The following is a 22,457-nucleotide window of genomic DNA, read 5'->3' on the forward strand; positions in this document are numbered from 1 at the left end:
TTTAAGGGGTGATTTTATATGTCTAAACGACAAATTGGTATTAAATCAACACTTATTTCAGAAACACTAGCAGTTGCCTATTGTCTTGGAGCAACGTTGGTAAACAAATATTTTTTTAAAGGAAGTAATATTGAGTATATTCCTATAATTTTTTTGGTAGTAGCTGTAGTATGTCAATGGATTTATGACCAAAAGAATGATGATTTGGTCGATGAAGCATCTAAATACATACTATCAAGAGTTAATGGGATTGCGATAAAAGTATTGTTTTATTCTCTGGTTATAATCTCTGTATCCCTTGCAACACTGGATATAAATGTATCGAATTTAAATTTAGGGATGTTTTTATTAGTCATTTTGTTTATTCAATCTTTGTTGAAGTTATTTTTATTTATATATTTTGATAGAAGGGGGATATACAATTAGGTGTCAGTATCACTAAAGACAAAAATTAAATACTATAGAGAAAAGCACCTTATGACACAAGGAGAACTTGCAAAGTCAGTAGGGGTAAGACGTGAGACTATCGTACATTTAGAAAATGGTCGATATAATCCTTCTTTAAAATTAGCGATGGATATTGCTAAGATATTTAATACAACTGTAGAAGATTTATTTGAATTTGTTGAAGAAGATAGCATTTAAATTTCAGAGCTTAATTATATATTAGAAGATGAACGGTTTTATAAAGTTGAAAATATGTATTAAGATTCGCATAAAAATAAGTGTATTTTTATCATAAAAAAATTAAGTTAAATAAATATAAAATTAATATCAGATATACTTCCAAAATTATCTAATCGTAGATATAATGTAATTATAAAAATAATGAATATTTTTATAGTAGTAGTTAATTCTCTAATAAGGAGGGTGCAAAATGCCTAGTATGATTATGGAAGTTGTAGGAGTATTATTTATAGCTATTGGATTAATTTTGACATTCATTGAGATAAAAGGAGGTTTTCCTTCTTTTTATGGAGTTGGTCAAAATGCTGTAAGAAAAAATGCTGTAGGTATTATAGCAGTAGGTGTGGCTTTAATTTTCTTCAGAAATGGCATAGAGAGTGTAGATTCTATAGCTACTTTCGGCATGTTTTTAGCTATAGAGCTTGTTGTAATAGTTGCATATTTCTTAATAAGAAGAAAATTTGTTAAAGAAGACAAACATTTAAGAGTTAATTAACTAAATTATCTACTATAAAAATTGGAAGATTAAAAACAAGTAAGGTTTTGTTTTTAGTTATTTAAAATCCAAATTCGATTATTTTTAGAGAAACTATGTTCTGTATAAAGCTGGAATGTAGTTTCTTTTTTATATGTAATATAATTTTTAGAAATAAAAGTCATAATATATTATGTAAGGTAAATACCATTATAAAGTGTATGTTTGAATACAAAATGAAGCACCATGAATTTGAAGAAAGATATAATGAAAATTCTGATATAAGAGCAAGTAGACTAGACAATGTTGTTAAGTAACTGGTTGATGTTATGATTCCAATTATAGAGCAAGGTGTAAGAGAAAATGTATTTCATTATACAAATGTGACTCTTGATACTAAGTTTTTGGTGTTTGGTATTATTCATACCTTTCATGAAGAGATGCCAAACGAAAAAATTAAAGATTATATAGTATCTTTCATTGATTTTATGAAAGATGCGTTTATTTGTACATTAAAAATTGAAGATACAGATAAAATTGGTGACGTATAGCTTAATTTATAGGCCATTATATTTTAGTTGTAAGTTATTATTAAGTAGTGTAAATACTGATAAAGTATTTGCTTGGGGGTATATTTAAAAATAAAACAATGACTTTGATATATGGATATGCTACAATACAACCAAATCGGAATTTGGAAGTAGATATTATAATTGTAATGATGATTTGATGACAAAATTAAATATAGTCAAAGTATATTTTTACTAAATTTTACACTTAAATAATCTATTTTAAGCAAGTATGATGTACAAAACTAATAGAGAAAGTTTTTAAAGTCTATTTTATTAATAAAATAAATATTAGGATAAATAAACATATTTTTAGATTTTATAAAGTTAAAATTTTAAAAAATAATTGATATTTATTCTAATGGAGAGGTAAGTATAATATGAAATTACATAAAAAGATACAACTTTTGTTTCTAATGCTTTTATTTACTATAATGTTAACTTCTTGTTCTGGCTCTGCAATGTCATATACATTTGAGGTTGAAACTGGTGATAAGATAAAGGTAAAATTAGACACTTCAGATGGCTATTCATTAACACAGAAAGATGGAAAGTTTACTGTAAAAAAGGATGATGAGGAAGTATTACAAGGGATATTTACTACAAAAGAAGGTTATGAAAAATATCAAAGTATAAAGACTGCTAAAGGAGTAAAAGTTCTTGAAGATAAAGAGAAAGATGAAAATAAGTATTTCTTTTACGAATTTGAAGGTAAAGCTGGTACAGAAAATAACTTTGTTCTTTGGGTTAAGGACTCAAATACAGGTGTAGTTATAGGTAGCTTGTCTGGAGAAGAAGAGGCAAAGTCCGCATTTGAAAGATTGTCAATTACATTATAATGAGAGTTATAATTAAATATTAATCATCAAAATCTAAAATTCTGATTTTTAAAGCAGTTAATCTTATAAGATTAACTGCTTTTTTTAGTTTAATTCAATAGTTAAGAATTATAAGATTAACTGTTTCATTGTATCTAATTTAATCATATATATTTAAAAATAAGAACCATTTTTTATTTGGTTTTTATTTATCTCTTTTTTTATTAATTTAATATCATTTGACATATTAATTCTCCTTATCTTAGACTTTAAAACTATATATACATAGTAGCAGATTTCACCTAGAAATAAAAATATATAATGAACTTAAAAGAATTTGTTAGATATTCAGTATCTTAGAGTTGTAAAAATAGGTAACTTAATTTTGAAACTATTTATACCTCATAACAAAAAATTCTCCATCCCCTAAATAAGTTTTTTGTATCTTAGTCTCAACTATTTTAAATCCTTGGGACTCATAACATTTTATAGCTCTCGTATTCCAGGTTCTTACTTCTAATACAACAGGTTTAGTACTATATTTATTTCTACATTCTTCTAGGCCTAAACTAATTATTTCTTTACCAATTCCCATTCCACAATAATCTGGCTTTATACCAATACCAAAGAATACAGAGCTTCCTTTATCTAATAAGTTTATAAAACCTATCAATTCTTTATTATCATCTATAAAACTTATAAAATTTTTTCTCTTATCTTCTTTTGCTAGTGAAAAATTATTCTTTTTAATCTCATTCCATGAAGGCAGATTGTATATTGAATATTCCCCCTCATATTTCCAATTAGTAATTTCTATAGCATGTTCTTCTGTAAATATAACTTTATTTAGTTTCACACATCCTCCTAATTTCAAATCAAATTTTAATATTTATGCATCGATTTTTCTTCTGTATGTGTACTTAAAGTAGAGTATAATCATAATGTATAAGTTTTTATTATAAAAAATTTTCATTAGAAAATCAAATAAAAGTATTAAAATTAGCAAAGACTTATTTAATAAAGTAAAAGTGTCTTGGGCGAGTACCAAAATACATATCAACCAAATATAAAACTCATAAATATAAAACTCAAGCAGTATAAAATTTAAAATATATTAATGATAATATAAACATATTAAAAATCTAAATTAAAAATAGAAAAATAAAAATTTTAAATTTAAAATTTTTTATTTTTTATTTATTGCGGAAAGAATAAAAAGATGCTATACTTTTTGTAACATATTATTCCAATTATTAAGACATAATAAGCTTTTATAGTCTAATTTGTCTAATACTATTTTAGAAATTATGTTTTTATTATAATATGGCAAAAGAATAGAAATAAGGTGATAGTAGTGAAAGTAAAATCAAATTTAGATGAAATTTTATATCATAAGATTATTGAAAGTCTTATTCGTGGTGAATACTCTGTGGGTCAAAAAATCTTACTAAATGACCTTTGTGAAAAATTTGAAGTAAGCAGAACACCAGTAGTACAAGCAGTAAAAATGTTAAATAAAGATGGTGTGCTTACTATTATGACAAATGGAAAAGTGTATGTACCAGAGTATGAATACGATATGGTAAAGCAAGTTTGTGAAACAAGAACACTGATTGAAACATATGCCTTAGAAAAAATGATGCAAGAGGAAGAAGAAGTATTTCAACAAAAGCTAGAAGTGATAAAAAGATATTCAGCTAAATGTGAAGAGTTCTATAAACAAGAAAAATCTGTAGAACTTGCATTGACAGATTTAAAATTACATAAAGCTATTGTTGAAGGTGCTAATAATGAGATTTTAAATGATGTATATGTTGGTATACAAGGAAGATTTGTAGTAGTTAATTATCTGATACGACCATTAAAAAATCGTAATTATGAGGGAACAGTGCAAGACCATTTTGAAATATTGAAGTTTATTGAAAGCAGAGATACAAAAAAAGCAGTGGAGAAATTAAGAAGTCATATTCAAGGAACTATTAAACGCTTTTGTGAAGATGAATAATGTACTTAGAGATTTCTATATATTACAGGAAGCCATAAGGCTTCCTAAAAAAATAGCCTTTATAAAATTTTTTATTTTAAATTTAAAATTTTTTATTTTAAATTTAAAATAAAAAATGAAAGAGGTGGTAGAGAGTTTGAATAAAATTATTACAGAAAGGATAGAAAAGACTATGAAGAAGCTATTTACAAATGAAACATTTTTGGAATATCAATTTGTGAGTGATTGCCAGTTATCGCCAGATGGAGGATATACAGCATTCGTTGTAAAAAAAGCAGATATCAAAGAGAATAATTACACAAGCCAAATTTATGTATTAGACAATAAGAGTGGTGAACTAAAACAATTAACATCTATAAACTCTGTAGGAGCATATGCTTGGGAAGATGAAAATACTATTTTATTTCCTGCTTTGAGAAATGAAAAAGTAAAAGAAGCTATCAAAAACGGTAAGCAATGTATGAGTTATTATGCTTTATCTTTACATGGTGGAGAAGCAAAGGAACTTTTTACCTTACCCATTAAAGGTGGTAAATTAAACCCTATAGGAAAAGGTTTGTACGCAGTTATTGACTCTTATGATAATGATAGACCTGTCGTAGAAGGATTGTTAGAAGAAGAGAAGCAGAAAAAAATAAATGCTTATAACAATAGACACTATGAGCACTTCAAAGAAATTCCTTATGCTGTTAATGGTGAAGGATATATTAGTAGAAAAAGAAAGCGTCTATATGTATACAACAGTAACACTAAAGATTTGAAACCAATCACAGCACCTATGTTTAATGTTGTAGGTATAAAAATAAATGATGGCAAAATCTTATATGTGGGTCAAGAATTTGAAGATGTAAAAGGTTTAAAGAATGGTGTTTATGTATTTGATACAAATACTGATGAGAATGTTTGTATCTTAGAAAAAGATAAGTATATTGTAAAAGGTTTTGAACTATACAAAAATCAAGCAATATTAAATTTGACTGATGCTTTATCTTATGGAAATGGAGAAAATGGAGATTTTTATACAATAGATATTGATACAAAAGAAATGAAGTTACTTTCAGAACATCAGCATCATTGTATTGGAAATACAGTAACATCTGATGTTAAAATGGGTGCTGGTCAGACAAGCAAGGTAGATGGTGAATATATTTATTATACTTCTACAGTAAATATGGATTGCATTATTGAAAGAATACATATTCCAACAGGAAAACAGGAAAGAGTTACACAAACAGGTTCAGTTGAATTTATAGACGTAAAAGATGGAAACATTGTATGTATAGGTTGTTCAGAAAACAGTTTACCTGAAGTTTATACAGTAGAAAATGGAGCATTGTGTAAGAAAACACATTTAAGTGACCATATTTTAGAGGAATATAAAATTTCTGTACCAGAATATATCGAATCAAAAGGAAGTTCTAACTGGGCGATACAAGGATATGTATATAAACCAGTAGATTATGAAGTAGGGAAAAAATATCCAGCTATATTGGCGATTCATGGTGGACCAAGATTAACATATGGACCATACTTTATGCATGAGATGCAAGTATTTGCAAGTCAAGGTTACTTTGTTTTCTTTTGTAACCCAAGGGGGTCTGAAGGTAGAGGCAATGATTTTGCAGATATTAGAAAACAGTTTGGGGATATTGATTATATAGATTTTATGGAATTTACAGATACAGTGCTTGAAAAATACACAGATATTGACGAAACAAAATTAGCTGTGGAAGGTGGAAGCTATGGTGGATTTATGACAAATTGGATAATTGGTCATACAAACCGCTTTGCTGCTGCTTGTGCTCAGCGTTCTATTGCAAACTGGAGTGGTATGGAAGGTACAACAGACATTGGTTACTATTTCTGCAAAGGACAAACAGGTGCTTCTCATATGGAAGACCACGAATTGCAATGGAAACAATCTCCTCTCGCTTATGCTGATAAGTGTGTTACACCAACTTTATTTTTACATGGTGAAAAAGATTATAGATGTTATATGCAAGAAGCATTCCAAATGTTTTCTGCACTAAAAATTCATGGATGTCCTACAAAACTTTGTCTCTTTGAAGGAGAAAATCACGAGTTATCTCGTTCAGGTAGACCAAAACAAAAGCTACAAAGACTAGTTGAAATGATGGATTGGTTTTCAATGTACATAAAAGAATAAAAGTAATATGCATTAATGAAAGACAAAAATGAGTATTAAGGAAAAACAATAATATAAATTAAAAAGTACTTCTAGATAAAGAGAATAGCAAAGAAAAAAAGAAAATGATACAGAAAGAAAGACAATAAAGAAAGGAGAATAGAAAAATGGAAAAACTAAAAATTGAAAGTTCAGATATTTTTGAATATATATTCCCACATGATATTTCTTGTTCACCTGATGGAAGTCATATTGCTTATATTATATCAAATATCAATGAGGAAAAAGATTGCTATGAACATGACCTATATGCTATGGACATCAAAACAGAAAAACAATTACATATGACACAAACAAAAGATGTAACATCATTTAGCTGGATTTCTGATACAGAGCTCCTTTTTACATCTAAAAGAGATAAACCAAAAGCAGGTACAACAGATTTTTATACTATTTCTATAAAAGGAGAAGAAGCAAAGAAAGCATTTTCTATTCCAAAAACTTGTAGTGTACCCATATCACTTGGAAATAAATTATGGTTATTTACAACAAAAAATCCAACAGACACAAAAAAAGCAGAACCAGACAGAGCAGTAGAAGGAATAGATTACTGGACATTTACAGACAAACCTTTTATAAGAGATGGGGAAAACTTCTCTCAAAGAAGACGTGTAACATTAGAATTGTATCAAGAAGGAAAAAAAGAAACAAAATCTATTACACCAAAATATTGTGAGGTAGCAGGTGTAGATGTTTCTCCTGATAAAAAAAGAATTTTATATTCAGGTCAGATTTATGAAGATTGTGCAACACCTTTCTCTGGTCTTTGGGAGTACCATGTAGATAGTGGTGAAACAAGAGAACTCATACCACAAGGAAAATATCAAATCAGCTTAGTTAAATATATTGGTGAAGATAGAGTAATGTTACAAGCGTCTATATTAGACCGTTCTATTACACAAAATCATGATATTTTCATGCTTGACTTGAATACTGGCGAAATAAATATGATTGCCAGCCCAGATGGGATGTATGCTACATTACTGGATGTAGATGCAGTATATGGTGGTGGACGTAGTAATAAAGTTGTAGGAGATAAGTTTATTGGAGCAAGAATTTGCAGAACTATGACAGAGTTTGATGAGTTTGATACAAAAACAGGTAATATACGTATCATCACAAAAGTGGATGCTTTTACATCTTTTGATATTTATGACAACACTATGTACACAATCATGCTGAAAGATTATGAGTTGGCAGAAATATATAGTATTGATATGGCTACTGGTGCAATGAAAAAAATGACTTCTTTTTCTAAGCCATATTTGGATAGTCATAAGGTTTCACTACCTGAGAAATTAACATTTGTAGCAAAAAATAAAGAAGAAGTTGATGGTTTTGTTATACCACCAATAGATGCAAAAGAAGGTGAAAAATATCCAGCTGTATTGTTCATTCATGGTGGACCTAAGTGGGCATATGGTTACATGTTTACACACTTAAAGCAGTGTGTAGCTGCAAAAGGAATGTATGTTATTTATTGTAATCCTCATGGTGGTGACGGTTATGGTGAAGAGTTTTTGGAAATGGTAGAAAGATGGGGATATGTTGATTATGACCATCTTATGGAATTTGTAGATACTTGTATTGAGAGATACCCTGGGATTGATGCAGACCGTTTAGGTGTTGCAGGTGGAAGTTATGGTGGTTATATGACAAACTGGATAATTGGTCATACAGACCGTTTCAAGGCAGTTGCTTCTCAAAGAGGTATTAGTAACTTGATTACAGCTTCCTTAATTATCGACTTTGGGGATAGAATTATGAAGCAAACTTGTGGGGATAAGACACCTTGGAATCATGAAGAAGTTCTTTGGAACCATTCACCTATTAAGTATGTAAAAAATGTAAAGACACCAACTTTATTCTTACATAGTGATAGGGATTATAGATGTTTTATGGGAGATACCTTCCAGATGTTTACAGCATTAAAACAGATTGGTGTAGATACGGAAATGTATTTATTCCACGGGGATACACATGGATTGTCTAGAAACGGAAGACCATCTAATAGAGTTGTACGTGCCAATGCCATTGTAGATTGGTTTGAAAGATATTTATAAGGGGGTTATTCTATGAGTGATATGTTATTATGGTTTAGTGTTGTATTAATCTTATTTGCTATTGGGGATTTGATTGCAAGTAAAACAAAAGCAAAAGTTTCAGCTGTATTTGTGACATTACTTTTATTTTTGATTCTGTTTGTTACAAAGGTAATACCAGGGGATATTATTGAAAGAGCAGGTATGACAGCAGCTGCAAGTTGGAGTGTTCCAATGATTATGTTTAGTATGGGAACAATGTTGAATGTTAGACAGTTTATAGATGAATGGAGAACTGTGTTGACAGCATGGCTTGGGATTGTTGCAGTTATAGTTTGTGTTTCACTTTGTATTCCTTTGTTTGGAAAAGCAACAGTGTTAACAAGTATACCAGTTATAAATGGGGCATTACCTGCCACTACTATCATGACACAAGCAGCATTAGAAAAAGGATTGACACTTGCAGCAGCTACAGCAACAGTTGTATTTGCAATCCAGAAGTTTGTTGGGACACCAATTGCCTCTAGAGCTGCACTACAAGAAGCAAATCGTCTTTTAGTAGAGTATCATGAAGCAAAGGCAAAGGGGATTGATTTAGCCAATGTCGATAATGATAAGAAAGAAGCAGAAAGTACAGGGGAAAAAGTAAAGCAAGTATTCTGTGAGAAGTATGATAAATATTATTCTACAAATGTTTGTATATTTTTCATAGCTATATTTTCTTATTTGGGATATGAGCTTTCAGAGCTTATCCATGTGAATTATTCTATTGTATGTCTTATAGTTGGTGTTCTTGTAACTCGTATTGGTATTGTACCAAAAGATATTTTAGAAAAAGGTAAAATCAAAGGTTTTATCAATATGGTTGTATTTGCAGCTGTTATTCCTTCTTTAGCAAAAGTTTCTTTGGGAGATTTAATTAGTCTGTTTGTACCAATTGTAGGTATGTTCGCAGTTTCTATTATTGGTATATTCCTTGTGATGAAGGTACTTCCAGGTTGGAAAATTATTGGTTCTAAGCCTCTTGCTTTTGGAGTAGGGTTCTGTCAAATGTTGGGATTTCCGACTACATATTTGATTTCAAATGAAGTGTGTAATGCTATTGGAGAAACGGAAGAAGAAAAAGCATATTTGATGTCTAAAATAATGCCTAAATTAGTAGTTGGTGGTATGGCTTGTATGATTTCGATTGTAGTAGCTGGTATTATGGTACCTATGTTGTAGAGGGGTTTGTAATAATGTAATAATAAGAATATCTCTTTTTAAGGTTTTGTGGTATAACATCTACTTTATGTTATACCGCTTTTCCTTTTTCATCTCGTTATATTTTAAAATTAACAAAAATATAATCTTAAAAACTAATATCTACAGTATATTCATCTTCTATTAAGATATAATTACAGTCATACTTTTTACACATTTGTAGATTTTTAGTATTTTCTTCAATAGTGGATTCCATTGTGCAGAATGAATCATCCAATCGACTTTCAATAGCATTTGCATATTTTTTAATATCTGAAAAATACCTTTCTATATAATCTTTAGTCATAACAAGGCAATAATACTGAATTTCTTTTATATATTTACTATCAAAATCTTTTTGCCAATCAAATGGAATAGAGCATCCCTCAACTACAAGGTTCTGATTATTTTCAATAGCTGTTTTTATAATCTCTTTAATGATAGACCATAGATAGGGTACAAGTTCTTCATCATCTTCTGGTGTTAACTTAGTGTTTCCACTTCGTATAAGTCCCATTTTTAACAGGTCAATAGATAAATATGTATATTTGTATTTTTCTAATATTTTCTGTGCAAATAAAGTTTTTCCAGTATGAGAAGCACCTGCAATTAAAATAATCATAATTTAAACACCTCTTTCAATAAAGTGAACTGTTGAATTATCCCAGTATTTTTTATATACTCTATCATTCCTACCATCAAGATTTAGTTGATACATTCTAAATGTAACTAATATATCTTTTGGTTGCCATTGTTCTTCATAAGAATATTGATAGCTCATACCTAATTGTTTCATTACATTACCACTACGTTGATTTTTAATATCATGTGTGGCAGTAATATAAGGTATACTATCTCTTTTTAACTGTTCAACAACTGCTTTACTTGCTTCAGTCACAATACCTTTGTGCCAAAATTCTTTACACAGTCCGTAACCAAAATCGTGATTATCATCCATACTTACGTTGACATAACCTATTGGGATATTGTCGTTTTTTAAGCAAATCGCATAGTTATATCCATGAGAGTTTTTATATGCTTCTACATACTTTTTTTCAAAAAACACCTTTGTTTCTTCCAGTGATTTAAGGGGAAACCATGGCAAATAAGTATTTACATCTTTATCACTGTAAATTGTGAACAAAGCTCCTATGTCATTCTCAGTAAACCTTCTTAATATGAGTCTTTCTGTTTTTAGTTCAGGAGTATTTTTAAATATCATATTCCTTATTCTCCTTTCAAAGTCAAAATTTATCAGCTAACTTCTTGTAATAAATTATACTATGGTTTCATATTCTAGTCATTTTTTCTGCTTTGATTAGGTTACTTTTATGTCATGATTCATCAAAAGTGAAAGGGTTGTAAAGTGAGTGATAATTAAATAGAAATAAAAACTATGCTTATAAAGCATAACAATAGATTTAATATAGGTATTTGATATTTAAATAGTCAGATTCTATAATGTAGTTTAAAGGGATGATACTATAATTGATAAACAAAATCAATATAGTTTTATTATCTAAAATTTAAAGTGAGTACATCATATTATCAAATTATGGGTATATGCTCCTTAAATTATAGGTATGTGTTTCTTAGTAAAATTAATAAAAATCAAAAACTTTGTTACTTGATTTTTAACACCGAAAATAAAAATTAAAATACAAAAAGGAAAGGTGAATAAAATGAATACTAACTTTAATTTTTTTATACCAACACGTGTAAAGTTTGGATGTGGGCAACTAAATCAACTCCATAGTGAGGGGTTACCAGGGAAAAAAGCATTGCTTGTCATATCAAATGGAAAATCTACGCATACTAGTGGAGCTATTAATCGAACACAAGAACAGCTTAAAATTGCTGGAGTAGAATTTGTACTGTTTGACAAAGTACAGGCAAATCCCATTAAATCTACTATCATGGAGGGGGCTAAAGTAGCACGTGACAATAAATGTGATTTTATAGTTGCTCTAGGTGGTGGTAGTGTAATGGATGCCTCAAAAGCAATGGCTGCAATGGCCACAAATGATGGAGATATATGGGATTATATGTTTGGTGGCACAGGTGGAGAAAAAATGATTGCAAAAAATCCTCTTCCACTTGTATGTATTACTACTACTGCTGGAACTGGTTCAGAAGTTGACCAATGGGGCGTTATTACCAATGATAAAACAAATGAGAAGATGGGATTTGGTGGAGATGATAGACTTTTTCCTGTATTAGCGATTGTAGACCCTGAGCTTATGGTAACTGTGCCTTCAGAGTACACTGCATACCAAGGTTTTGATGCTCTATTTCATTCAACAGAAGTATATATTAGTAAATTTGCAAATCCTATGAGTGATATGATTGCTTTAACTGCTATCGAAAATATTGTAAATTATCTTGCTCGTGCAGTGAAAAATGGAAAAGATATGAAAGCAAGAGAACATGTTGCTTTTGCTAATACATTATCTGGTCAAGCAATGGTAATCACTAGCACTACAGCCAAACATTCAATGGAACATGCTATGAGTGCATATCATCAGAATCTTCCTCATGGAGCAGGTCTAATTATGATATCAAAAGCATTTTATGAATTTTTTATTGACAAACATGCTTGTGATGAAAGATTTATACGAATGGCACAGGCTATGGGTATGGAGAATGCCTCAAAGCCAGAAGATTTCATCACAGCACTAGTAAACTTACAAAAAGCATGTGGCGTTGATAACTTGAAGATGAGTGACTATGGGATTGTTTATGAAGAACTTGATGTCTTAGCAAAAAATGCTCGTGATACTATGGGTGGTCTATTCCTTGCAAACCCTTGTGAAATGAGTCATGAAGAATGTGTTGCAGTTTTTGAAAAAGCATACCATTAAGGAGTGATATACAAATGATAAATTATTACAAAAAGCTAATAGGTGTGGTTCTTTGTTCTACATTGATATTTTTTCTTGTTGCATGTGAAAAACAACAAGAATCAGAATCTACTCAAAGTAAAACACCTGAAACGAGTGAATCGTTAAAATCTGATAATGAAAAAATTAAAATAGAAGATTCACGTATCTTAATTGCTTATTTTTCTCGTATTGGTAATTCAGATACTCCAAATGAAACAGAAGCTGTATCCTCTGCAAGTATAAATATTAGAAACAATGTAATTGAAGGAAATACTGAAATTGTTGCAAAGATGATTCAAAGTAAAACTGGTGGTGATATATCTCTTATAGAAATGGAAAATAAATATCCATCTGATTATAGTGTTATTGAAAATCAAGGTCGTGATGAACGAAATGATAACATTCGTCCAGTACTTTTAAATAATAGAAGTGATATAGACTCTTATGACATAATTTTCCTTGGATATCCTAATTGGTGGGGTGACATGCCAATGGCAGTGTACAGTTTTTTAGAAGAATATGATTTCTCAAATAAAATTATCATACCATTTTGTACTAGTGGTGGTAGTGGATTTTCAAACAGTATTGAGAATATTAGAAAAGAACAGCCTCAAGCTACAATTAAAGATGGTCTAGCTATTAGTCAAACACTTCCAGATGGTACAGAAGATGAGATAAACACATGGTTGTCTAATCTTGGATTAACAAAATAAATATATAATAATTAATCGAAAAGGGGAATAAAAGTATGGGAAAAAATGTTTGTATCATATCTACTAGTCCACGAAAAAATGGAAATTCTGAAGAACTAGCAGATGAATTTGCAAGAGGGGCAAGAGAGCAAGGTAATGAAGTGGAAAAGATTACTCTGTATGATAAAAATATTAATTTTTGTATTGGCTGTCTTGCTTGCCAAACAACGTGTCAATGTGTACTAAAAGATGATGCAAATGACATCATTAAAAAAATGTGTAATTCTGATGTACTTGTATTTGCTAGTCCAATATATTTTTATGAAATGACTGGACAAATGAAAACACTTTTGGATAGAACGAATCCAATTTTTCCAGCGGAGTATACTTTTAGTGATATTTATTTACTTGCAACAGCAGCAGATGTTAATGAAAGTGCCATGGATGGTGCACTTAAAGGGTTGCAGGGATGGATTGACTGTTTTGAAAAAGCAAGATTGGCTGGTGTAGTAAGAGGAACTGGGTTAGACCAAATTGGTGCAATTAAAAATGATACAGATATACTGAAACAAGCTTACGAAATGGGAAAATCTATTTAAGAAAACTAACATATAAGAAAATAAATTGTTGAAAAACGTGAAACTCATTGATTAGCAAATAAGATTTACTTATCGATAAAAGGAGAATTTTGTATGCATAAAATAAGAAAATGGATTATATTTTTGGCTATATTAACTAGTAGCTTTGTTTTATCAGCATGTAACAATACATCATCAGCGAAGACAAAGGCGAATGATTTAAATGTATCTCAAGCCCCAAATAATCAAAGTACAAATGCAACTGATAAAATAAATACTACTAATAAAATAAATGCTACTAATAAAGTAAATTCTAATGACAAAGTAAATAGCCATGACAAAATAAATGAACATGAAGTCCGTATTAAGTTAACATTTGATGATAAAGAAGCAATTGCTGTGCTTGAAAATAATCCAACCACGCAAAGTTTGATTGTTCAGCTTCCAATAACAGTTTCCTTTGACGACTTTGCAGGTGCAGAAAAAATTGCATATACTCCAACAGAACTTTCTCAAAAAGAAGCACCTAGTGGCTATAACCCAGATATTGGAGATATTACATGTTATGGTCCTTGGGGCAATCTAGCAATATATTACAAAGACCAACCTTATGCCAATGGATTGATTCCTATGGGGCATTTTGAATCTGGTTTAGAAGAGTTGAGTAATATGGAGAAGGGAGTTAGAGTTACTATAGAAAAAATGTAAAGTTATATACTTTAAAGGAGTGCTTAAATATGTCCCCAAAAAGAACCTTACAAATCCTTCTTGATGTTGAAATGATTGGGATGTTACCAATTATAATGGCATATGAACTGGTTGGCGAATCTACACACGAATGGCTAGGATTAACGATATTTATTATATTCATTCTACATAATATTTTAAATTATAGGTGGTATAAAAATATACTAAAAGGTCGGTATTCATGTACTAGAATTATCTTACTCATAGTAAATATTCTATTACTTGTTTGTATGGTATGTTTAATGCTCAGTGGAATAATTCTCTCAAATCATGTTTTTGTTTTTCTGCCAATACATAATGGTATATCATTAGCCAGAATAGTACATTTACTTGCTTCTTATTGGGGGTTTGTGCTGATGTCAATACATCTCGGTCTTCACTGGAGAATCATGATAAATACTGTAAATAGTATGTTTTATATTAAAAATTCAAAAATTAGAGTTTGTATTTTAAGAAGCATTTCTACTGTGGTAGTTGTTTATGGTATTTATGCATTTGTACAGCAAAACATTATAGATTATATGTTTCTTGTTAATCAATTTGTATTCTTTGATAAAGAACGCTCAATAATTTTGTTTTTTATTGATTATTTGTCAATTATGGGGATGATTGTGTGTATTGTGAGCTGTATTTCAAATTATTTTCAAAAAATTGCCTTATTAAAACAGAAATCTAAAGCATTACATAACTGAATCAATATGCATATAAATTAAAAAAACATTAGTCATATGGCTAATGTTTTTTATTAATTAAATTTTATTAATTAAATAATATTCTGTTCTTTATAAATAATCATCTATAATGTAGTGTAATCTTTTTTCATATTATTTTAATGTGCTTTTAGTTTTAATAATATCAATACTAGAGTAAATCAAAGGATAATAAGAAAAAATAAAAGTAGTTGAAAAGCTTGTAATTACTTGCTTCTATACTAATTACTATACCACAAAATAACAAAAAAATCAAGTCGAGTAATCCCTCAACTTAAGTGATATACTAGGTATTAACAATTTTTTATTAATAAAATATAACTAGAGGCTAATCTATGTTTTTTCAATTTCTTTAATTAAATTAACCTCTAATTAAGTAATTATAAGGAGAAATATTATGAACTTAACAAAAGGATTAGATGTTTTAAAAGTTTCATCACATGTATTGGGAGAAAATAAAGTTATGTATATTCCTGTAATCTATACAGAAGATGAGGCAACTCTTGTTGATACTGGTCTTCCAGGTCAAGGAGAGTTGATAATTGAGGCTCTTAACAAAAGTAATACAAGCTTCGATAAATTAAAAAATATAATAATCACTCATCATGATATAGACCATATAGGAAACATAAATTACTTAAGAGAAAAGTCTGAAAATAATATCAAAGTATACGCATACAAAAGTGAAATTAGCTATATAACAGGGGAAGAGACTCCTTATAAACTTTATATGCTAGAACAAATGGTGAATAATATTGATGATAAGATGCTTAGTATGTTAAATGTTATGGGACTTGGGTTTAAGTCATCATATACTAAAGTAGATGTATCTTTGGATGACCATGAAGTTTTAAATTTAGGCGAGGAAGTAGAAGTCATACATACAGGTGGTCACACTAGAGGTCATATATGCCTTTATTTAAAGAAATCTAAAGTACTTATTGCTGGTGATTTGTTACAGATAAAGGATGGGGAACTCGAGCCAGTTGATGTGATGCATAGCAACAAACAAGAGTTGGAAGATGCTATCAAAAATATAAGTAATTATGATATAGAGGAAGTAGTTTTTAGTCATGGCGGATTGTTTCAAAACAATATAACTGAGGCATTAAAAAATATAGTTATTGAATAGTATTATTATCAAATAGTATTATGTGATTTAAAATAATCTACAATAATTTCTTAAATTACTTAAAATAATGTCTGAATAGGAAGCAGGAAAATTAAAGATAAGTAATAAAAAAATCCTTAGAATCTATTTATTTAAATTCTAAGGATTTTTTTAAGTTCTAAAGATGTTATTAAGTTGTAAGGATATTAATTTTGATATTAAATCTTTAAGTTCTAAGGATATTAAATTTATTACAAACATATCTCTAAAGTCGAAGTTAGTTGCTAATCACATTGTTCATACCTTTTATTTTTAATAAAATTCTAGTAACTAAAAATAATATAGGTAACTCTATCAAAGGACCGATTATAAGTGCTAACGATATTAAAGGTTTATCTGGAAAAGTAGCTACTGCAATAGCTAATGCTATTGGAGGGTTTCTAGCAAGTGTAGTTAAATTTAGGGGTACACTATCCTCATAACTTAGATTAATTGCTTTACTTATAACTCTAACAAAAATAAAGTTTATAATAAAAAATATTAATATTGGTACTAGTAAAATAAATAAGATTTGATAATTTTCTAGTAGTATTTTTCCTTGAGATGCGAACATTGCAACTATAGCTATGTTTAAAAAATATCCTTGGAAATCACATGCCTTTGAAGTTATTCTGAATATATTTGTATGAATTCTATTTGAACCATTAAGATACCTAGAAGTACCATTCCTAAAATAATAAAACTCTGAAACTTATTTACTTCTTCCATGTAGACCTCTTTTATTCGAAAATTAATTTTAATTGAAAACTCATATCAATTATTAAATTATAACACGATAATTGATTTTTAAAAACTCATTTAAAAAATAATTACGTATTGTGGATTTTGCACAAAATAAATGCCCATATAATCATTCATTAGAATTATAAGGGCATTTTAGTAGTTAATTTTAATATTAAATTAATGTACTCATTTATGTAATCTATAAATCTTTTAACTTTTCAACTATTAATTTATTATTAATCTTTGATGGTTCAAACTCAATAATCTCGTAATCACCAAGTTTGTTAATATAAAAAGGGTCTTCTTGGATAATTTTATTAACTTCTTCTTTATCAGCGTTGCATAAAATTATTCCACCTATTCTAGGATTTTTTCTTCCAGAGCATATGAATTTATTATTTGCATAATATTTATTTAAAAATTCTATATGTGCATCTAGTTTTTCTTCAATTTTATTTAGTTCAACTGTATATGTTATATTTACTATTACCATATGTACATCTCCTTAGATAAAGTATATTTAATACATTTAAACTATCACTTCTAAGTTACAAAGTCAAATATAAAGCTAATGTAATACGATTGTATGATGTTAAATTTTATTAAAAAATAAAACAAAGTATAATGTGATAAAAAAGGTAATCATTCAAGAAGTATTGGTCAAAGTCATTGGATGTTTAGGTGTAACACATTTTGCAACTAAGGTAGGTAAGCTTTGGGAAATGTGGTATAATACTATATTAGTATTTTGAGTTAACAAATTAGTCTAATTATGATTTTATAGAATTAATGACAATTAGTTTAGTTCACTAATTGCCATTAATTAAAACTTACTATTTCTGGGCTAATAAATTGAAACACCCTTTGTTGATAATTTTTTTAAAGCCTTTTCTGTAGAATTTACACTTTTACCAAGAACACCATTCTTTATGATATTAACATGGTACCCTCTGTTTATTGCTCCTAATGCTGTCTTATAAACACAAGCTGAAGAGTCTAATCCAACAATTGAGATTGTATCAACTTTATTTTCTTTTAGAGATTCACTAAAACTTTTGGATGTAAAGGAATCTTGCTGATGTTTAACAAACACTTCATTATTTTCGACCTTTAAATCACTACAAATGGAAGCTCCCTTTGACCCTTGAAAAAGGCAACCACCCATTGAAATAAGGCAAAATAGAAAATCAAAGTGATGAAATTCTTGACAGATATATACTATTTTTTGTCCTTGTTCTTTAGCTTCAATGATAATTCTATTTACACTACTTACAAATTCCTCTTTTTGAGGATAAATTCCATCTTTTCCACACATAGCTTCTTGCATATCAATAACCAACAAAACCTTTTGAGGTTCTTGAAAATCTTGTATTTTTTCTCCTTTTGTAGGGCGTATAAATACAATCATTCTAATAATCAAAATTATAAGAAGAAAGTATGATATGGCAGTGGGCGTAAAAGAACACAATGCAGCAAATATGATAATACTACATAGTTGTACAAAAGTATAGAAACCTTTCATAAATAAGTCTCCTTTTAGTTTATATTTTTAATATTTGGATAATATTACTTTTATTTTTAATGATATGTGCTTTTACTTTTTGTACTTTGTAATAAAAGCATTGAAAGCAGTAATAAGTAGTTGTTTTTCTTCTTCAACTGTAAGAATTAGACTTCCTTTGTAGACTAAACAAGCAATACCATGAGTATAAATCCATATATTATAAAATAATTCTTTTGCCTGTTCAAAACTAAGCGAACCTTCACTAGCAGCACTATTCACCACAAAATCAAGTTGTTTAGATTCTTGTTCATTTAAATTATAATTTATAGTACTATGTTGCATAATAGCTTCAAACAAATTTGGGTATTCTTTGGCAAAGTTAATATATCCAAGTCCATAAGTTAAAAAAGCAGAATCATCTAAAGAGTAATCACCGATATATTGAGAAGGATAATCACTGATATATTGAGTATGAAATGTATGGATTTTTTCCTCTACAGAAACACGCAAATCTTCAACTGTCTGGAATTCTCGAAAAATTGGGGCAACTGATGTATCTAGTACTAGTGCAACTTTCTGAGCAGTGATGACAGTAACACCTTCATTTTTGGCTACTTCAAATCCTGCATTTATGATTGCATCTCTATCTGTTTTTATTTTAGGTGGCATAAGCTCAACTCCTTAAAATAGTAATTGTTATCTAACAAGTACTATTTTATACTCTAAAAAAAATACTGTCAAGTAAACATAGTAAAAGATATAATTTATTCTAAATTGTATCTTTGATTTAGATATTAAATATAGCATTACAAGTATTTTAGATAATAGTTTATATACTACAATTTGAAAGTTTTATAATACTTAAGTTGAAAAATATAATAATTGTGAACTTTGTTACCTTATAAATATTTTTTTATTATTTTTACGATATATAATAATTATTGTAATTGATTTTGTGAAATTATTACTGTAATATCTAATTATATAGATAAGGAAGTGGAGTGATAACTATGTGTTTAAAAAAATTATCAAAATTAGAGTTAGTTATTATGAAATTTATTTGGAATTTAGATATAAAAACAAATTCATATGAGGTTATTGATTATATGCAAGAAGAGCATAATTTACCAGAGAAAGTAGCTTTAAAAACTCTATCAAAATTATCAAAGAAAAAATTCTTATACGTACAAGAAACGAGTAAATGTACATACTATACCGTTGCAATCAAAGAAAATTCGTACTTTGAATTTATATCAAGAAATGTACAAAGCCTTTTGAAGAATATTTTTATAAAGAATTTATTAGTGTCATTTCATGAAGAGGAGTTAACAGCAGAGAAGATAGACTCATTGGAAAATTGGGTGATAAACTGGGAAGAAGTTTGTATATAATCTAAAAAGAGTTTTATAATGGTTTATTTACAGTTATAAAGCTCTTTTTAACTGTGTAAATTTAATATAAAATAAGAAACCAGTTATATAAGAATCAATAAAAGGAGGTTTTATAAGATGAAAAATGAGATAGTAGTTATTGCCCCTTCTAAGCTATTTTCAGATACTGTATATGAAGTGCTTGAAGAATTACACATAAAAATTCCGTCATATATTGCTACAGGTAAAGAAACCATAGAACTAGCAGATAATCTAATTAACTCAGGCACTAAAGTAATAATTACTCGTGGTCAAAATGTTGATTTATTGCGTAAACATGTTTCAATACCCATAGTAGACATTGGATACAAATACGAAGACATATTTTATTCATATAAAAAAGCACTTAAGTATTCCTCAAAAATAGGATTTATAGGTCTAGAATCATCATATAAGACAGCTAAACGATTCAGAGAAATCTCAAATTTTGATTTAGAAATACCTAAGTTAAATTCTCTTTATGAGTTTGAGCATACAATAAAAGAATTAATTGATGATGGTATTGAAATTTTCATAGGTGGTAAAACAACAAAAGAAATCACTTCTAAATATAATAAACCTTGTATAGAAACTGAAGTAGAAAAGTCTTCTATTCATGCATCTATCAATGAAGCAATTCATCTATATAACATAGGAATTGAAAAGAGAATAAATAACTCTATTACAGAGGAAATTTTAGAATGTACTCATAGTGGGATAATCGCCATTGATAAAAATCACTCACAACTTTTTATAAATAATCAAGCAAAAAGATTACTATTTAACCAAGTTGATAAATTTATAAAAGATTATTTAACCTCTAGTGATATTTTAGATTCACTTAAAAATGGACACTCTCTATGCAACAACATAATTAATTTTAAAGGTTCTTCTCTTACATTTGACTGTTTTCCGATTATAATTGATAATTTACATTTTGGATGTGTTGCAATTATACAAGACATAGAAAATATTCAATCTACAGAAAAAGAAATAAGAGAAAGTTTGATTTCAAAATCTCATTGTGCAAAGAGTTCTTTTAATGATATATTAGGTTCGAGTGATGCATTAATGCACTCAGTAAACATGGCAAAGAAATTTGCTAAATCTGATTCCACAATTATAATTACTGGAGAATCTGGTACTGGTAAAGAAATATTTGCTCAAAGTATCCATAATTACAGTAATAGATTTGATGGACCTTTTGTGGCTATAAACTGTGCAGCGATACCTGAGAACATACTTGAAAGTGAACTGTTTGGGTATGTAAAAGGTGCTTTTACAGGTGCAAGAAACGAAGGCAAAGCAGGTGTATTTGAATTAGCACATAATGGAACTATATTTTTAGATGAAATAGGAGAGATTTCTAAAGATGTACAAGTCAAACTGCTTAGAGTATTGCAGGAGAGAGAAGTTACTAGAATAGGTGATACTAAAGTTGTACCTATTAATGTAAGGGTTATAACAGCTACTAATAAAAATCTAGTAGAGCAGATTGACAATAATAACTTTAGAGAAGATTTATTTTACAGGCTTTGTGTGTTGAAATTGGATTTGCCTCCTCTTAGAGAGAGAAAAGAAGATATAGAGCAACTGACATATGCTATTATATCTCAATATAATAAACCAGTTTCAATATCTGATTCTGCACTTAAACTATTAAGTAGATATGATTTTCCTGGTAATATAAGACAGTTAAAAAATATAGTGGAGAGATTGGTCGTTATGTGTGATGATAATTTTATAGATGAATACTTGGTTTCTGACATATTAATTTCTGAACCACATTTTAGAAAGGATACAAATTCAGCACCAACAACCGATTATTCTCATACTTTGGTGGATAATAAGATTGTAAATTATGAAAAAAAATTAATTCTTGAAACACTGGAGAAAAATAATGGAGTAAAATCTGCCACTGCAAGTCAACTAGGGATTAGTACTACTACTCTTTGGCGTAAACTTAAAAAATATGAGCTCTCTAATTAAATAAAATA

At 28.8% G+C, this 22,457-nt stretch carries 24 protein-coding genes; 17 read left to right on the top strand and 7 right to left on the bottom strand.

All coding sequences use genetic code 11. The annotated features are described in order from the left end of the window. The first annotated feature begins 18 nt into the window (after positions 1–18). The 5 genes from Q3304_RS15830 (at position 19) to Q3304_RS15850 (ending at position 2,570) form a co-directional block, all read left to right on the top strand. On the top strand, positions 19–426 hold the full coding sequence (locus Q3304_RS15830) for a hypothetical protein (RefSeq protein WP_223152707.1): 408 nt from the start codon (positions 19–21) through the stop codon (positions 424–426). Further along, complete coding sequence (locus Q3304_RS15835) at positions 427–645, top strand: helix-turn-helix transcriptional regulator (RefSeq protein WP_074179116.1); 219 nt, start codon at positions 427–429, stop codon at positions 643–645. Positions 646–877: 232 nt separating this feature from the next. Then, the gene (locus Q3304_RS15840) at positions 878–1,183 is read left to right on the top strand and encodes a hypothetical protein (protein ID WP_407814155.1); all 306 of its coding nucleotides are present in this window, start codon (positions 878–880) and stop codon (positions 1,181–1,183) included. Positions 1,184–1,491: 308 nt separating this feature from the next. Further along, positions 1,492–1,713, top strand: a complete 222-nt coding sequence (locus Q3304_RS15845; protein ID WP_407814156.1) for a hypothetical protein — start codon at positions 1,492–1,494, stop codon at positions 1,711–1,713. A gap of 398 nt (positions 1,714–2,111) precedes the next feature. Beyond that, the gene (locus Q3304_RS15850) at positions 2,112–2,570 is read left to right on the top strand and encodes a hypothetical protein (protein WP_054275887.1); all 459 of its coding nucleotides are present in this window, start codon (positions 2,112–2,114) and stop codon (positions 2,568–2,570) included. A gap of 370 nt (positions 2,571–2,940) precedes the next feature. Here Q3304_RS15850 and Q3304_RS15855 read toward each other — a convergent pair whose 3' ends face one another. Continuing rightward, on the bottom strand, positions 2,941–3,405 hold the full coding sequence (locus Q3304_RS15855) for a GNAT family N-acetyltransferase (protein WP_407814157.1): 465 nt from the start codon (positions 3,403–3,405) through the stop codon (positions 2,941–2,943). A gap of 498 nt (positions 3,406–3,903) precedes the next feature. Here Q3304_RS15855 and Q3304_RS15860 point away from each other — a divergent pair, with 498 nt between their 5' ends. The 4 genes from Q3304_RS15860 (at position 3,904) to Q3304_RS15875 (ending at position 10,026) form a co-directional block, all read left to right on the top strand. After that, positions 3,904–4,554 (top strand): GntR family transcriptional regulator, encoded by a 651-nt coding sequence (locus tag Q3304_RS15860; protein ID WP_054269171.1) that lies wholly within the window; start codon positions 3,904–3,906, stop codon positions 4,552–4,554. Between the two features lie 136 nt (positions 4,555–4,690). After that, on the top strand, positions 4,691–6,721 hold the full coding sequence (locus Q3304_RS15865; protein ID WP_407814955.1) for a prolyl oligopeptidase family serine peptidase: 2,031 nt from the start codon (positions 4,691–4,693) through the stop codon (positions 6,719–6,721). Between the two features lie 146 nt (positions 6,722–6,867). Then, entirely contained in the window at positions 6,868–8,823 is a 1,956-nt protein-coding gene (locus tag Q3304_RS15870; RefSeq protein ID WP_407814956.1) for a prolyl oligopeptidase family serine peptidase, read from the top strand. 12 nt (positions 8,824–8,835) lie between these two features. Then, a complete protein-coding gene (locus tag Q3304_RS15875) occupies positions 8,836–10,026 on the top strand; it encodes a hypothetical protein (protein WP_054275892.1) in 1,191 nt (396 codons plus the stop codon). A gap of 127 nt (positions 10,027–10,153) precedes the next feature. Here Q3304_RS15875 and Q3304_RS15880 read toward each other — a convergent pair whose 3' ends face one another. Together Q3304_RS15880 and Q3304_RS15885 are read right to left on the bottom strand one after the other, a co-directional pair. Continuing rightward, positions 10,154–10,666 (bottom strand): hypothetical protein, encoded by a 513-nt coding sequence (locus tag Q3304_RS15880; RefSeq protein WP_407814957.1) that lies wholly within the window; start codon positions 10,664–10,666, stop codon positions 10,154–10,156. Between the two features lie 3 nt (positions 10,667–10,669). Further along, positions 10,670–11,266 carry a GNAT family N-acetyltransferase gene (locus Q3304_RS15885; protein ID WP_407814958.1) on the bottom strand — a complete coding sequence of 199 codons (597 nt, stop codon included), beginning with the start codon at positions 11,264–11,266 and terminating at the stop codon, positions 10,670–10,672. A 460-nt stretch (positions 11,267–11,726) separates the two neighbouring features. On the opposite strand from Q3304_RS15885, the gene Q3304_RS15890 reads away from it, so the two are divergent. The 6 genes from Q3304_RS15890 to Q3304_RS15915 all read left to right on the top strand — a co-directional run bounded on the left by Q3304_RS15890 (position 11,727) and on the right by Q3304_RS15915 (position 16,785). Then, entirely contained in the window at positions 11,727–12,905 is a 1,179-nt protein-coding gene (locus tag Q3304_RS15890) for an iron-containing alcohol dehydrogenase (RefSeq protein WP_407814959.1), read from the top strand. A gap of 14 nt (positions 12,906–12,919) precedes the next feature. Continuing rightward, entirely contained in the window at positions 12,920–13,639 is a 720-nt protein-coding gene (locus Q3304_RS15895) for a flavodoxin (RefSeq protein ID WP_407811861.1), read from the top strand. A gap of 35 nt (positions 13,640–13,674) precedes the next feature. Then, positions 13,675–14,217 carry a flavodoxin family protein gene (locus Q3304_RS15900; RefSeq protein WP_054269179.1) on the top strand — a complete coding sequence of 181 codons (543 nt, stop codon included), beginning with the start codon at positions 13,675–13,677 and terminating at the stop codon, positions 14,215–14,217. Positions 14,218–14,310: 93 nt separating this feature from the next. Beyond that, a complete protein-coding gene (locus Q3304_RS15905) occupies positions 14,311–14,904 on the top strand; it encodes a cyclophilin-like fold protein (RefSeq protein WP_407814960.1) in 594 nt (197 codons plus the stop codon). Positions 14,905–14,933: 29 nt separating this feature from the next. After that, entirely contained in the window at positions 14,934–15,635 is a 702-nt protein-coding gene (locus Q3304_RS15910) for a DUF4405 domain-containing protein (protein ID WP_407814961.1), read from the top strand. Positions 15,636–16,050: 415 nt separating this feature from the next. After that, positions 16,051–16,785 (top strand): MBL fold metallo-hydrolase, encoded by a 735-nt coding sequence (locus Q3304_RS15915; RefSeq protein ID WP_243194010.1) that lies wholly within the window; start codon positions 16,051–16,053, stop codon positions 16,783–16,785. 256 nt (positions 16,786–17,041) lie between these two features. On the opposite strand, the gene Q3304_RS15920 is transcribed toward Q3304_RS15915, so the two are convergent. The 4 genes from Q3304_RS15920 to Q3304_RS15935 all read right to left on the bottom strand — a co-directional run bounded on the left by Q3304_RS15920 (position 17,042) and on the right by Q3304_RS15935 (position 19,720). Beyond that, positions 17,042–17,377 (bottom strand): arsenic resistance protein, encoded by a 336-nt coding sequence (locus Q3304_RS15920; protein WP_407814962.1) that lies wholly within the window; start codon positions 17,375–17,377, stop codon positions 17,042–17,044. 369 nt (positions 17,378–17,746) lie between these two features. After that, on the bottom strand, positions 17,747–18,040 hold the full coding sequence (locus Q3304_RS15925; protein ID WP_054269183.1) for a YciI family protein: 294 nt from the start codon (positions 18,038–18,040) through the stop codon (positions 17,747–17,749). 351 nt (positions 18,041–18,391) lie between these two features. Then, positions 18,392–19,069 carry an isochorismatase family cysteine hydrolase gene (locus Q3304_RS15930; protein ID WP_407814963.1) on the bottom strand — a complete coding sequence of 226 codons (678 nt, stop codon included), beginning with the start codon at positions 19,067–19,069 and terminating at the stop codon, positions 18,392–18,394. Positions 19,070–19,141: 72 nt separating this feature from the next. Then, entirely contained in the window at positions 19,142–19,720 is a 579-nt protein-coding gene (locus Q3304_RS15935; RefSeq protein WP_407814964.1) for a hypothetical protein, read from the bottom strand. Positions 19,721–20,061: 341 nt separating this feature from the next. Between Q3304_RS15935 and Q3304_RS15940 the strand changes: the two genes are divergently transcribed. Continuing rightward, entirely contained in the window at positions 20,062–20,442 is a 381-nt protein-coding gene (locus Q3304_RS15940) for a BlaI/MecI/CopY family transcriptional regulator (protein ID WP_054269186.1), read from the top strand. A 117-nt stretch (positions 20,443–20,559) separates the two neighbouring features. Next, positions 20,560–22,449, top strand: a complete 1,890-nt coding sequence (locus Q3304_RS15945; protein ID WP_407814965.1) for a sigma 54-interacting transcriptional regulator — start codon at positions 20,560–20,562, stop codon at positions 22,447–22,449. The last annotated feature ends 8 nt before the right edge of the window (positions 22,450–22,457 follow it).

This window comes from Clostridioides sp. GD02377, from assembly GCF_045899875.1.
GTDB lineage: Bacteria > Bacillota > Clostridia > Peptostreptococcales > Peptostreptococcaceae > Clostridioides > Clostridioides difficile_A.